The organism is Bradyrhizobium oligotrophicum (genome assembly GCF_051168495.1).
GTDB classification, from domain to species: Bacteria; Pseudomonadota; Alphaproteobacteria; order Rhizobiales; family Xanthobacteraceae; genus Bradyrhizobium; species Bradyrhizobium oligotrophicum_A.
In genome coordinates, this window is record NZ_JBNPVB010000003.1 from 468,094 (window position 1) to 480,996 (window position 12,903).

General features: G+C 65.4%; 11 protein-coding genes. 3 read left to right on the plus strand and 8 right to left on the minus strand.

Translation table 11 applies throughout. The annotated features are described in order from the left end of the window. Positions 1 to 185: 185 nt before the first annotated feature. The 7 genes from ACQR1B_RS08915 to ACQR1B_RS08945 form a co-directional block, all read right to left on the minus strand. On the minus strand, positions 186 to 443 hold the full coding sequence (locus tag ACQR1B_RS08915) for a hypothetical protein (RefSeq protein WP_434832232.1): 258 nt from the start codon (positions 441 to 443) through the stop codon (positions 186 to 188). 38 nt (positions 444 to 481) lie between these two features. Beyond that, the gene (locus tag ACQR1B_RS08920; protein ID WP_434832233.1) at positions 482 to 2,119 is read right to left on the minus strand and encodes an ABC transporter ATP-binding protein; all 1,638 of its coding nucleotides are present in this window, start codon (positions 2,117 to 2,119) and stop codon (positions 482 to 484) included. Positions 2,120 to 2,124: 5 nt separating this feature from the next. Then, positions 2,125 to 3,297, minus strand: a complete 1,173-nt coding sequence (locus ACQR1B_RS08925) for an ABC transporter permease (RefSeq protein WP_434832234.1) — start codon at positions 3,295 to 3,297, stop codon at positions 2,125 to 2,127. A gap of 2 nt (positions 3,298 to 3,299) precedes the next feature. After that, positions 3,300 to 4,409, minus strand: coding sequence for a microcin C ABC transporter permease YejB (locus ACQR1B_RS08930; RefSeq protein ID WP_434832235.1), 1,110 nt, complete (start codon positions 4,407 to 4,409; stop codon positions 3,300 to 3,302). A gap of 3 nt (positions 4,410 to 4,412) precedes the next feature. Next, positions 4,413 to 6,290 carry an extracellular solute-binding protein gene (locus ACQR1B_RS08935; protein WP_434832236.1) on the minus strand — a complete coding sequence of 626 codons (1,878 nt, stop codon included), beginning with the start codon at positions 6,288 to 6,290 and terminating at the stop codon, positions 4,413 to 4,415. Next, on the minus strand, positions 6,287 to 8,131 hold the full coding sequence (locus ACQR1B_RS08940; protein ID WP_434832324.1) for an extracellular solute-binding protein: 1,845 nt from the start codon (positions 8,129 to 8,131) through the stop codon (positions 6,287 to 6,289). The genes ACQR1B_RS08935 and ACQR1B_RS08940 overlap by 4 nt, the downstream gene beginning before the upstream one ends. A gap of 380 nt (positions 8,132 to 8,511) precedes the next feature. Continuing rightward, positions 8,512 to 9,060: a c-type cytochrome gene (locus tag ACQR1B_RS08945; protein WP_434832237.1), complete on the minus strand. Its 549-nt coding sequence runs from the start codon at positions 9,058 to 9,060 to the stop codon at positions 8,512 to 8,514. Between the two features lie 239 nt (positions 9,061 to 9,299). Between ACQR1B_RS08945 and ACQR1B_RS08950 the strand changes: the two genes are divergently transcribed. Further along, positions 9,300 to 10,040 (plus strand): 3-deoxy-manno-octulosonate cytidylyltransferase, encoded by a 741-nt coding sequence (locus tag ACQR1B_RS08950; RefSeq protein ID WP_434832238.1) that lies wholly within the window; start codon positions 9,300 to 9,302, stop codon positions 10,038 to 10,040. A 21-nt stretch (positions 10,041 to 10,061) separates the two neighbouring features. Beyond that, positions 10,062 to 10,922, plus strand: a complete 861-nt coding sequence (locus ACQR1B_RS08955; RefSeq protein ID WP_434832239.1) for a prephenate dehydratase — start codon at positions 10,062 to 10,064, stop codon at positions 10,920 to 10,922. Positions 10,923 to 11,090: 168 nt separating this feature from the next. Here ACQR1B_RS08955 and ACQR1B_RS08960 read toward each other — a convergent pair whose 3' ends face one another. Further along, on the minus strand, positions 11,091 to 11,981 hold the full coding sequence (locus ACQR1B_RS08960) for a LysR family transcriptional regulator (protein ID WP_434832240.1): 891 nt from the start codon (positions 11,979 to 11,981) through the stop codon (positions 11,091 to 11,093). A gap of 124 nt (positions 11,982 to 12,105) precedes the next feature. Here ACQR1B_RS08960 and ACQR1B_RS08965 point away from each other — a divergent pair, with 124 nt between their 5' ends. Then, positions 12,106 to 12,765 (plus strand): NAD(P)-dependent oxidoreductase, encoded by a 660-nt coding sequence (locus tag ACQR1B_RS08965; protein WP_434832241.1) that lies wholly within the window; start codon positions 12,106 to 12,108, stop codon positions 12,763 to 12,765. The last annotated feature ends 138 nt before the right edge of the window (positions 12,766 to 12,903 follow it).

The following is a 12,903-nucleotide window of genomic DNA, read 5'->3' on the forward strand; positions in this document are numbered from 1 at the left end:
TGAAGCCGTGGACACCGGTGCGAGTGGAGAGATCACCCCACCCCGGCTCACACGCGCTTCGCGCCCATGAGCCGACCCTCCCCCTCCAGGGGAGGGTGAGACTGAGACCGCCGTGCCTTCCGCCGCCATCATCGGCAAGTTGGGGCAAAAGGGCATGATGCGTTTCCACGTCACTGCCCCATGCTCTAACTTCGATGGATCATCAAAACCCTTGCAGCGATCCGACGATCGACTTCAGGACGCCCCGTGAGTGACATTCTGTTTGTGACGACACCAGTGAGATAGCTCGCGATCGACGCAACATCGGCACCGTCTTGAAGCATTTTGAAGACCTGAAGAGCGTAACGATCATATTCGTCCTCGGCGCCCTCGCAGCCGGACACGCCGATCGGGTCCCACTCGGACAGCAGAAGAGCTCTGATGAGATCCAGCTTGGACGGCATTGTCTCGCGGTTGCTCGGGTGCCCATATCTGTGATCGTTTACGGCGCCGCCGTCCCATTCCCCGCCGTCTCGTTCCTGAACGCCGCCGCGAACAGCGCGCGGGTGTAGTCGGTCTTCGGGGCCTTGAACAGTTCGACCGCTGGGCCCTCCTCCACGACCTTGCCGTTGCGCATCACGATCAGATGGGAGGCGAGCGCGGCGACGACGCGCAGATCGTGCGAGATGAACATGTAGGTCAGCTCGCGGCGGCGCTGCAGCTCGCGCAGGAGGTCGACCATCTGCGACTGGAACAGCATGTCGAGCGCCGAGGTCGGCTCGTCGAGCACGACGAAGCTCGGCTCGAGCACGACGGCGCGGGCGACCGAGATGCGCTGGCGCTGGCCGCCGGAGAATTCATGCGGGTAGCGGAAGCGCGTCTCGGGATCGAGGCCGACCTCCTTGAGCGCCTTGACGACCTTGGCCTCGCGCGCCTCATCGGTCAGTCCGGGCTGATGCACGCTGAGTCCTTCGGCGATGATGTCGCCGACCGACATGCGCGGGCTGAGCGCGCCGAACGGGTCCTGGAACACGATCTGCATGTCCCGGCGGAACGGGCGGACGTCCTTGAACGACAGGCCCTGGATCTCCCTGCCGAGAAACACGATCGGGCCGTCGGAGGAGATCAGCCGCAGGAGCGCCAGGCCGAGCGTGGTCTTGCCGGAGCCGGACTCGCCGACCACGCCGAGCGTCTCGCCTTTGCGCACGGCCAGGCTGACGCCGTCGACCGCCTTGATGTGGCCGACGGTGGAGCGGAACAGGCCGCGCTTGATCGGAAACCAGACCTTCAGATCCCTGGCCTGCATCACCACCGGCTGATCGGGCCGCGGCGGCGCCGGGTCCGGCTTCGGCTCGGCGGCGAGCAGCGCCTTGGTGTAGGGATGCGACGGGGCGGTGAACACCTGCTCGACCGGGCCCTGCTCGACGATCTTGCCGCCGTTCATGACGCAGACCCGCTCGGCGATGCGGCGGACGATGCCGAGATCATGCGTGATGAACAAGAGGCTCATGCCGAGGCGGGCGCGGATGTCGGCGAGCAGCGCCAGGATCTGCGCCTGCACGGTGACGTCGAGCGCGGTTGTCGGCTCGTCGGCGATCAAGAGATCCGGCTCGTTGGCGAGCGCCATCGCGATCATGACGCGCTGGCGCTGGCCGCCGGAGAGCTGATGCGGGTAGCTGGCGAGCCCCGTCTCCGGCTCGGGAATGCCGACCTGGGTCAGAAGCTCGAGCGTGCGCGCACGCGCCGCGCTGTTGGAGATCGGCCGGTGCAAATGCAGGATCTCGCCGATCTGCCGCTCGATCGTGTGCAGCGGATTGAGCGAGGTCATCGGCTCCTGGAAAATGATGGAGATGTCGCTGCCGCGGATGCCGCGCATCTCGCCTTCCGACAGCGGCAGCAGGTCGCGGCCCTTGAAGCGGATGCTGCCTGAGGGATGCGAAGCCACGGGATAGGGCAGCAGCTTCAGCACCGACAGCGCGCTGACCGATTTGCCCGAGCCGGACTCGCCGACCAGGGCGACGCATTCGCCGCGCTGGATGTCGAACGAGACGTGGTCGACCGCGGTCGAGCTGCGGCCCTGCTGATGGAATGCGACCGAGAGGTCCTCGACCGACAACAGCGGCTGACTCATCGCATCCATCGATATCACCTGAACGTCTTGCGGGGGTCGAAGGCGTCACGCATCGCTTCGCCGATGAAGATCAGCAGCGACAGCATGATCGCGACCGAGAAGAAGCCGGTGAGGCCGAGCCACGGCGCCTGCACGTTGGCCTTGGCCTGCGACAACATCTCGCCCAGCGACGCCGATCCCGGCGGCAGGCCCAGGCCGAGGAAATCGAGCGCGGTCAAGGTCATGACCGAGCTCGACACGATGAAGGGCAGGAACGTCATGGTCGCGACCATCGCGTTCGGCAGCAGATGCCGGACCATGATGACGGAATTGGACACGCCGAGCGCGCGCGCCGCCTGGATGTATTCGAAATTGCGCCCGCGCAGGAATTCGGCGCGCACCAGCCCGACCAGCGAGACCCAGGAGAACAGCAGCATGATCCCGAGCAGGGTGAAGAAGCTCGGCACCAGCACCGCCGACAGGATCAGCAGCAGATAGAGATAGGGGATCGCGTTCCAGATCTCGATGAAGCGCTGGAACAGAAGATCGACCCAGCCGCCGAAATAGCCCTGCACACCGCCGGCGGCGATGCCGATGATCGAGGAGAAGAAGGTCAGCAACAGGCCGAACAGCACCGAGATACGGAAGCCGTAGATCAGCCGCGCGACGACGTCGCGGCCCTGGTCGTCGGTTCCGAGCCAATTGTATTCGAGATCGCGGCAGCTCTTCAGCCCCTTCTTCTCGACCACCGCCTTGCACTGCTGCTCCTTCAGCATCCAGGTCGGCGGTGACGGCGCCGGCGTCGGCAGATCGAGATTGTGGGTGGCGTAGGAGTAGCGGACCAGCGGCCAGATCACCGTGCCGCCCTTGTCCGCGATCAGCTTCTGCAGATATGGATCGCGATAATCGGCCGCGGTCTCGAAGTCGCCGCCGAACGCGGTCTCCGGATAGGACACGAAGGCCGGCCAGTACAGATGGCCGTCGAACTTGATCAGGAACGGACGGTCGTTGGCGATCAGTTCGGCGAACAGCGAGACGATGAACAGGACCAGGAAGATCCACAACGACCAGTAGCCGCGGCGGTTGGCCTTGAAGTTCTGCCAGCGGCGCTGGTTGAGCGGCGACGGCCGGAATCTGTGCCGCGTCGGCGGCACGGCCTCGCCAAGCGGCGCCTGCGTGGTGGTCTCGACGGGTGCGGTTTTGAGCATCGTCAGACCTCCCGCGCCTCGAAATCGATCCGCGGATCGATCCACATGTAGGTCAGGTCGGAGATCAGGTTGATCGCGAGGCCGAGCAGCGAAAAGATGAACAGATTGCCGAACACGACCGGATAGTCGCGGTTGAGGATGCTCTCGAACGACAGCAGGCCGAGGCCGTCGAGCGAGAAGATGGTCTCGATCAGCAGCGAGCCGGAGAAGAAGGCATGGATGAACGTGCCCGGGAAGCCCGCGATCACGATCAGCATGGCGTTGCGGAACACGTGGCCGTACAGCACCTGGGTCTCGCTGCAGCCCTTGGCGCGCGCCGTCATGACATATTGCTTGCGGATCTCGTCGAGGAACGAGTTCTTGGTCAGCAGCGTCATGGTCGCGAAGGCGCCGAGCGCCATCGACACCAAGGGCAGGGTGAGATGCCAGAAATAGTCGATGATCTTCCAGTACCACGGGAAGTCCGACCAGCCGTCCGACGTCAGCCCGCGCAAGGGAAAGATGTTGAGGAACGAGCCGCCGGCGAACAGGATGATCAGCAGGATCGCGAACAGGAAGCCCGGAATGGCGTAGCCGATGATGATCACGGCCGAGGTCCAGACGTCGAAGCGCGAGCCGTCCTGGACCGCCTTGCGGATGCCGAGCGGAATCGAGATCAGATAGGTCAGCAGGGTCATCCAGATGCCGAGCGACATCGACACCGGCAGCTTCTCCTTGATCAGCTGCAGCACGGACGTATCGCGGAAATAGCTCTTGCCGAAATCGAAGCGGGCGAAGTTCCAGACCATCAGCGCGAAGCGCTCCGGCGCCGGCTTGTCGAAGCCGAACTGCTTTTCGAGCTGCTTGATGAAGGCGGGATCGAGCCCCTGCGCGCCGCGATATTTCGAGTTGGTATCACCGGAGCCGACCTGGCCCGGCGGGCGCGCGCCGAAATCCGAGCCGCTGCCGCCGGAGATGCGCGAGGTGCCGCCGGTGTCGGCGCCGGTCAGTTGCGCGATGACGCGCTCGACCGGGCCGCCCGGCGCGAACTGCACCACGACGAAGGAGATGAAGAGGATCCCGAGCAGGGTCGGGAGCATCAGAAACATGCGGCGGACGATATAGGCAGCCATGAACTACTTCGCCTGCTCCAGCTTTGCGGCCTTGGCGGCATCGTACCACCAGATGTCCGGGGCGCCGACGCCGGACGCGTATTTCGGCGGCTTCGGAGGGTGGCTGAACTGATCCCAATAGGCGATCGGATGGGTCTGGCGATACCATTGCGGTATCCAGTAGTGGCCGGCGCGGAACACCCGGTCGAGCGCCCGGCAGGCGAAGGTCAGCTCACCGCGCGTCTCGGCGCCGATCGCCTTCGCCACCAGCGCGTCGATCGCGGGATTGCTGATGCCGGCGAGATTGTAGGAGCCCTTGGTCTTCGCCGCATCGGACGTGAAATAGGGCCTCAAGCTGTCGCCCGGCGTCGGCGACATCGACAGCCGCTGCACAGTGATGTCGAAATCGAAATCCTCGACCCGCGCCCGGTATTGCACGGCGTCGACGATGCGGAGATCCGCATCGATGCCGAGCGTCTGCAGGTTCTTGATCAGCGTGCCATGATGCGGCTTGAACGAGACCTCGTCGATCAGGAACTCGATCGCGAACACCTCGCCGGACGGCAGCAGGCGCTTGCCGTCCTTCACCGGCAGGCCGGCCTGCTGCAGCAATTGCGTGGCCTTGCGCAGCAGCGCGCGATCCTGGCCCGAGCCGTCCGAGGCCGGCGGCACGAACGGCTCGCCGAACACGTCGTCAGGGACCTGGCCGCGGAACGGCTCCAGCAGCTTCAACTCCTCCGGCGAGGGCGGACCGACCGCGACCATGTCCGAGTTCTGGAACGGCGACACGGTGCGCGCATAGGCGCCGTACATGATGGTCTTGTTGGTCCACTCGAAGTCGAACGCGTAGGTCAGCGCCTGGCGCACGCGCGGGTCCTTGAACTTGTCGCGGCGGGTGTTGATGAACCAGCCCTGCCCGCCCGACGGCGTCTCGTCCGGCAACAGCTCGCGCTTGACGCGGCCGTCCTTGATCGCCGGAAAATCGTAGCGCGTGGCCCAGATGCGCGAGGTGAACTCCTCGCGGAACAGATAGCTCTTGGCGGTGAAGCCCTCGAAGGCGACGTCGCGGTCGCGATAGAACTCATAGCGCACGATGTCGAAATTGTAGAGGCCGCGGCTGACCGGCAGGTCGGCGGCCCACCAGTCCTTGACCCGCTCGAACTCGACGTAGCGGTTGATCTCGTATTTGCCGACCTTGTACGGCCCCGAGCCGAGCGGCACGTCGAGCGGCCCCTCGTCGAAGGCGCGGTTGGCGTACCAAGCCTTCGAGAAGATCGGCAGGGTCACGACGTAGAGCGGCACGTCGCGCGCGCGCTTCTCGACGAAGCTCACGACGACGGTGGCATCGTCGAGCGCCTCGGCCTTCACGAAGTCGCGCAGCTGCACCACGATCAGCGGGTGGCCCTTCTCCTTCAAGGTGTTCAACGACCACGCGACATCATGCGCCGTGATCTTCGAACCGTCTTGGAAGCGCGCCTCGGGCCGCAGGGTGAAGCGATAGGTTAGTCTGTCCGCGGAGATCGCGACCGACTTTGCGACCAGCCCATACACCGCGTCCGGCTCGTCGCCGGCGCGCACCATCAGCGACGCGAACGTCATGTCCATGCCCTGCGCGCCCTCGCCCTTGAGGACGTAGGCATTGAACGAGTTGAACGTCTGATAGGACTGGTTGTAGGCGCGCACCGAGGGGATCAGCGAGAACATCCCGCCCTTCGGCGCTTCAACATTGACGTAGTCGAAGTGGGGAAAGTCGGCCGGATATTTCAGGTCGCCGAACGCCGACATGCCGTGCGCCTCGGCGCCGAACTCCGCGGCCATGGCCGGCCCGAGCAAGGGCGCGCTGAGCGCGCCCAGGCCGAGCCCGAGCACGCCGCGACGCGACAGATGCGGGAGCCGGCTCAAGAGCGCTTCACCTTGGCGGCCTTGTCGGCATCGTACCACCACAGCGACGGCCATCCGGACCGCGAATATTTCGGGAACGGCTCGAAATGGCTGAAACGGTCCCAGCGCGCGCTGCGCGCGAACGAATAGGTGAACTGCGGGACGACATAGAAATTCCACAACAGGACGCGGTCGAGCGCATGCGTCGCCGCCTCCAGCGTGGCGCGATCCTTGGCGAAGATGATCTTCTCGATCAGGGCGTCGATTGCCGGGTTCTTGATGCCGATGGAGTTCTTCGAGCCCGGCTCGTCGGCCGCCTTGGAGCCCCAGAAATCGCGCTGCTCGTTGCCGGGCGACAGCGACTGGCCCCAGAGGTCCGTGATCATGTCGTAGTCGAACGTCCGCATCCGGTTCTCGTATTGGACGTTGTCGACCTGGCGGACCGTCACCGTCACGCCGAGACGCTCCAGCGACGGCTTGTAGAACAGCGCCATGCGTTCGGACGACGGGTCCTGGACCAGCATCTCGACGGCGACCGGCTTGCCGGCGGAATCGACCAGCTTGCGGTCCTTGATCTCGAAACCGGCGTCCTTCAACAGCTTCGTGGCCTCGCGCAGATTGCCGCGCACATTTTCGGAATTGCCGCCCACCGGGTTCTGGTAGACCGTGGTGAAGACTTCCGGCGGCACCTTGTCGCGCACGCTGTCCAGGATCTGCAGCTCCAGTCCCTGCGGCAGACCGGAGCAGGCGAGATCCGTGCCTTCGAAGTAGCTGTTGATCCGCTTGTACTGGCCATAGAACAGCTGCTTGTTCATCTCCTCGAAGTCATAGGCGTAGTTGAACGCCCGCCGCAGCCGCGGATCCTGGAACTGCGGACGGCGCAGGTTGAAGGCGAAGCCCTGCATACGGCCGGAATCGCTGATCGGAAACTCTTCCTTGACCACCCGCTTGTCGGTGACGGCAGGGAAGTCGTAGGCCGTCGCCCACTGCTTGGCGGAGTTCTCGGAGATCCAATCGGCCTGATCGGCCTTGAACGCCTCGAGCGCGACGATGTTGTCGCGGAAGAACTCGAACTGCAGCTCATCGAAATTGTTCTGGCCGATCTGGACCGGAAGACCGGCGCCCCAATAGTCCTTGACGCGCTCCACCTTGATCGAGCGGCCGGGCACGAATTCCTTGATGCGATAGGGGCTCGATCCGAGCGGCGGCTCCAGCGTGGTCGCGGTGACGTCGCGCTTGCGGCCCTGTGCGTCCGTGCCTTCCCACCAGTGCTTGGGAAGCACCAGCAATTCGCCGACGATGTGCGGCAGTTCGCGGTTGCCGGGACCGTCGAAGGTGAACTTGATCTCGAGGTCGCCGGTCTTCTCGGCCTTCACGACATGGCGATAGTAGGAGGAGTAGTGCGGGCTGTTCTTCTTGAGCACGTCGAGCGAGAAGATCACGTCCTCGGGCGTGACCGGCTTGCCGTCCTGCCAGCGCGCCTCCTTGCGCAGCCGATAGATCACCCAGGAATAGTCGTCGGGATAGGCGGCGGCCTCGGCGAGCAGCCCGTACTCGGTCGAGACCTCGTCCTGGGACCGCGTCATCAGCGTTTCGTAGACCAGCATCGCGGCGGGCGCGATGTTGCCCTTTACATACATCACGACGATGTTGAAATTGTCGAAGGTGCCGATCGAGATCATGCGGGCCGCGCCGCCCTCGGGCGCGTCGGGATTGACGTAGTCGAAGCGCTTGAAGTCGGCCGGATATTTGACCTCGCCGAACAGCGACAGGCCGTGACGCCAGACCAGCTGCTCGCCGGCCTGCGCCTGGGCGGCGGCGATGCTGGAGAGGTTGGCCGCGACGCCGAGCGCCGGGGCCATCGCAGCGAAGGCGCTGCTCTGCAGCAGCTGTCGTCGGGTAATCGTCAAATGAGACTTCCTCTGAATAGGACCGCTCGGGACCAGCTGGCCGGCCTCAGCCGGTACCGCCCCCTGATCTAACGTGGGATCGTAACCCAATTCGCAAGGGCAGGTTGCGCCGGCCTGAGCAAGAGCACCCGCTTCGGGCTGCGAACCAGGTTTTCATTCAGGGGCCAATATACGGCAAGGTTTCGACCAATAACCTTGCTTTTTCCTCATGATACCGGGTTGTGAACGGACTGGATGCGGCGAAACGTCCCAAATGGGGCCAGAACCGGGCCCGAAAAAGCAAAACGGCCAAGCTTGGGGCCTGGCCGTCAAACTCTCATCGATGGGCCGATTCACTTCGCCGCGGTCGGCAGCGGCGCGGGGGTGTCGGCCAGCGAGTTCAGATAGGCCAGCACGTCGGCCCGCTCGCTGTCCTTCTGGATGCCGGCGAAGCCCATCGCGGTACCAGGGACATAGCCCTTGGGATTGGCGATGAACTGGTTCAGCGCATCGATGGTCCAGGTGCCGCCCTTGGCCTTGAGCGCAGCCGAGAAGTTGAAGCCGCGGCCTTCGCCGATGTGGTCACCGACGATGCCGTAGAGGTTGGGGCCGACGCCGTTCTTCTCGCCCTTGGCGAAGGTGTGGCAGGCGGCACACTTCTTGGCGGCGGCAGCGCCCTTCTCGACGGACGCGGTCTGCAGCAGCTTCTCGATCGGCTCGGCGGCGGCGGGCGCGGCGCCACCCTTGGCGGCGCTCTCGACCTCCTTCACGGCGATCTCGAAACCCGGCTTCTCCGGCATCTTCGGCGCGAAAATCGCGCTGGCGGAGAAACTCGTGACCAGCACGACGAGACAGGCAGCCAGCACGGCGCCGAGGATTTTGTTGAGTTCGAAGGAGTCCATTTTGGAAGCAGGCTCCGAGGGCAGATTTCATTGCTTTGGGGCCGCGGGGCCGCGACCGTGAATCGCCCCAGGACTTCGAGAAGGCATCGAGAAGAATCGAGCCGTCGCGCCTCCCCCTGCGGCAGAAGTGAGATATCGGTTTGCCCGTGCTCTGGCAACCCGTATAAGCGGGCGGTTTTTGCTGTCCCCATCCTGTCCGGCCGCGCTGTTGCGACCCGGTCCGACCTGCCGTTCCCCGGATGACCCGATCCAAGATCCTCGTGCTGATTCCCGCCCGCATGGCCTCGACCCGCCTGCCCGGCAAGCCGCTGCTCGACATCGCCGGCCTGCCGATGATCGTGCAGGTGCTCCGCCGCGCACAGGAGGCCAATATCGGCCGGGTCGCCGTGGCCACAGACACGAAGGACATCGCGGACGCGGTCACCGCCCACGGCGGCGAGGCGGTGATGACCCGCGCCGACCATCCATCCGGATCGGATCGCATCTACGAGGCGTTATGCAAACTCGATCCCGCCGGCGAGGCGGAAGCCATCGTCAACGTTCAGGGCGACCTGCCGACCATTCCGCCTGACGACATCGGCGCGGCGTTGGCACTGCTCGATGAGACTGCGGTGGACATCGGCACTCTGGCCGCAGAGATCCGTCATGACGGCGAGCATACCAATCCAAGCGTGGTGAAGCTGGTCGGCGCGACGATCGCTCCAACCAGGAAGCGAGCGCTCTATTTCACCCGCGCCACAGCCCCCTACGGCGACGGCCCGCGCTACCACCACATCGGCCTCTACGCCTATCGCCGAGCGGCGCTCGAGCGCTTCGTCAGCCTGCCGCCCTCCGCACTGGAGCAGCAGGAGAAACTGGAGCAGCTGCGCGCACTCGAAGCGGGCATGCGCATCGACGCCGCCATCGTCAATTCCGTACCGCTGGGCGTCGACACGCCGGCCGATCTCGAAACCGCGCGCCGGCTGCTGTCCAAGCCGTAAGCTGCTGCTACAAGGCCCACCATGAGCAAGAACTTGAAAATCGCATTTCAGGGCGAGCCGGGAGCCAATTCCCACATCGCCATCTCCGAGGCCTATCCGACCGCCGAGGCGATGCCCTGCCCGACCTTCGAGGACGCGCTGGCCGCGATCTCGTCGGGCGAGGCCGATCTCGGCATGATCCCGATCGAGAACTCGGTCGCCGGCCGCGTCGCCGACATCCACCATCTGCTACCGGCCTCCGGCCTCTACATCATCGGCGAGTGGTTTCTGCCGGTCCGGCACCAGCTGATGGCTCTCAAAGGCACCAAGCTCGCCGACATCAAGACCGTCGAGAGCCATGTCCACGCGCTCGGCCAGTGCCGCCGCATCATCCGCCAGCTCGGCGTCCGGCCGATCGTCGCCGGCGACACCGCCGGCAGCGCGCGGGACGTCTCCCAGCGCGCCGACCGCAGCGTCGCGGCGATCGCCTCGCGGCTCGCCGCCGAGATCTATGGCCTCGACATTCTCGCCGAGGACATCGAGGACGAGGCCCACAACACCACGCGCTTCGTGGTGCTGGCCCGCCAGGAGCAGTGGGCGGAGCAGAATTCCGGCCCGCTGGTGACGAGCTTCGTGTTCCGCGTGCGCAACCTGCCCGCAGCGCTCTACAAGGCGATGGGCGGCTTCGCCACCAATGGCGTCAACATGACCAAGCTCGAAAGCTACATGGTCGACGGCAATTTCTTCGCGACGCAATTCTACGCCGATGTCGACGGCCATCCCGAGGACAAGGGGCTGGCGTTTGCGCTGGACGAGCTGAAGTTCTTCTCGCGCGAGCTGCGCATCGTCGGCGTCTACCCGGCGCATCCGTTCCGGGCGACGTTCAGCGAGACGCGGGACTAGCTCTCTCGGGTCGCTCCTCGTAGCCACAGCGCCGAGTGGTTATTGGACGGTCTCTCCCACCGTCGTCTCGCCGCGACATCACGCGGTATGGGTCCCGGGTCGGCGCCCCATCAGCGCTTCGCGCTGCTGGGGCTTGCCCGGGACGACAGCGGAAATTGACGCTAAGACCTACCCTTCGACATAGGCGGCGAGCTCGGCTGACGTTCCCGTCGGGAAGGCGTCCTTGAGGTGATCGAGAAACGCCGACACGCGCGGACTCAGCAGCCGCCGCGACGGATACAGCGTCCATAGCGCGACCGGCGGCGCGTCGAGATCGGCCCAATGCACGAGACGCCCGGCTGCGATATCGTGGCTGGCGAGCGACAACGGCAGGCACGCCGCGCCCACACCGGCGCGAACGGCATCGCGCACCATGATCAGCGAGGTCAGCCGCAGGATCGGCTCGACGGAGATCCGAGCCGGTCCTGCCGGCCCCGAGACCGCCCAGCTCGTGATCGGGTCACTGCTGCGAACGATGGCGCGGACGGGCGCTCCATCGTCCGGCCGGGGAAGCGCGGGGTGAGCGACCACCACCATCCGGTCACGCACGAAGATTCGCCCGACCAGGCTATCGTCGGGAGCGGGATTGACCCGGATCACCAGGTCATAGCCCTCCTCGACCATGTCGACGGTGCGGTCGTCGCTGGTCACGTCCAGGCGCACCGCCGGATATTTCAACGCGAAGGTCGCTGCGAGCTTTCCCATTGCAGTCTGCGAGAACAGCAGCGGCGCGCTGATGCGCAGGCGGCCGCGCGGCGTCTGGCCGCCTGATGCGATCGCGCCGACGGTCTCGTCGAGCTCGGTCAGCAGCGCGCCGGTGCGCTCGAACAGCGCCCGTCCCTCCTCGGTCAGCTTCAGCGCGCGTCCGCCGCGCTCGATCAGGCGGATGTCCAGGGCTGCCTCCAGCTCGGCAACCCGGCGCGACAACGTCGCCTTCGGCCGCCCACTGGCCCGCGCGGCGCGGCCGAAGCCGCCGTGCCTGGCGACGAGCGTGAAATCGGCAAGCGCCAGCAGATCCATCGTTCCACCAGTGAGACAGACCGTCCAAGAATAGCGTCTTTCGGCTCAAATGTGGATCGCTATTTTCCCAGTTCAGCTTTCGGACCGCTCGACGCGGGGGTCCAATTCAGAACAGGAGACGACGATGACCGCCGACGACAGCAACGAGACCAGGCGTAACATCCTCGTGCTCGGCGCCACCGGCGGCACCGGACGGCTGATCGTCCGCGATGCACTGGCGCGCGGCCATCGCGTCAGCGCGCTGGTGCGATCGCCCGAAAAGGCCGGTGATCTGCAAGGCGCGCAACTGATCGTGGGCGATGCCCGCGACGAAGCCACGCTGCGCAAGGCGCTGAAGGGACAGGACGCGGTCATCAGTTCGCTCGGCACGTCGCTCAGCCCGTTCAAGGGGGTCACGACGCTCTCGACGTCGACGCGCGCGCTGGTCAAGGCGATGAAGACCGAGAACGTCGCGCGGCTGGTCGCGATCACCGGGATCGGCGCCGGCGACAGCCGCGGGCATGGCGGCTTCGTCTACGACCGCTTGATCCTGCCGCTGCTGCTTCGCAACGTCTATGCCGACAAGGACCGGCAGGAGGCGATCATCCGGGACAGCGGGCTCGATTGGGTGATCGTGCGCCCCGCGATGCTCAACGACAAGCCGGGCGGCCAGAAGCTACGCGCGCTGACGGATCTCGCAGGCTTCCACGGCGGCACGATCGCGCGCGCCGATGTCGCGCGCTTCGTCGTGGACCAGGTGAGCGACGACACCTTCCTGCGCCGCGCGCCGCTGATCACATGGTGAGCAGGGAGACGCGGAGCTATCACGACGAATCACCCTGCTAACGAGGTACTCCGTCATGCCCGGGCTTGTCCCGGGCATCCACGTCGTGCCCAGCATGCCGAACGACGTGGATGGCCGGGACAAGCCCGGCCGTGACGA

What these genes read in the sequence shown, in the direction of transcription:
- ACQR1B_RS08915 (WP_434832232.1), bottom strand. Translation starts at nt 443, where the DNA reads ATGCCGTCCAAGCTGGATCTCATCAGAGCTCTTCTGCTGTCCGAGTGG.
- ACQR1B_RS08920 (WP_434832233.1), bottom strand. Translation starts at nt 2,119, where the DNA reads ATGGATGCGATGAGTCAGCCGCTGTTGTCGGTCGAGGACCTCTCGGTC.
- ACQR1B_RS08925 (WP_434832234.1), bottom strand. Translation starts at nt 3,297, where the DNA reads ATGCTCAAAACCGCACCCGTCGAGACCACCACGCAGGCGCCGCTTGGC.
- ACQR1B_RS08930 (WP_434832235.1), bottom strand. Translation starts at nt 4,409, where the DNA reads ATGGCTGCCTATATCGTCCGCCGCATGTTTCTGATGCTCCCGACCCTG.
- ACQR1B_RS08940 (WP_434832324.1), bottom strand. Translation starts at nt 8,131, where the DNA reads ATGGCCCCGGCGCTCGGCGTCGCGGCCAACCTCTCCAGCATCGCCGCC.
- ACQR1B_RS08945 (WP_434832237.1), bottom strand. Translation starts at nt 9,060, where the DNA reads ATGGACTCCTTCGAACTCAACAAAATCCTCGGCGCCGTGCTGGCTGCC.
- ACQR1B_RS08950 (WP_434832238.1), top strand. Translation starts at nt 9,300, where the DNA reads ATGACCCGATCCAAGATCCTCGTGCTGATTCCCGCCCGCATGGCCTCG.
- ACQR1B_RS08955 (WP_434832239.1), top strand. Translation starts at nt 10,062, where the DNA reads ATGAGCAAGAACTTGAAAATCGCATTTCAGGGCGAGCCGGGAGCCAAT.
- ACQR1B_RS08960 (WP_434832240.1), bottom strand. Translation starts at nt 11,981, where the DNA reads ATGGATCTGCTGGCGCTTGCCGATTTCACGCTCGTCGCCAGGCACGGC.
- ACQR1B_RS08965 (WP_434832241.1), top strand. Translation starts at nt 12,106, where the DNA reads ATGACCGCCGACGACAGCAACGAGACCAGGCGTAACATCCTCGTGCTC.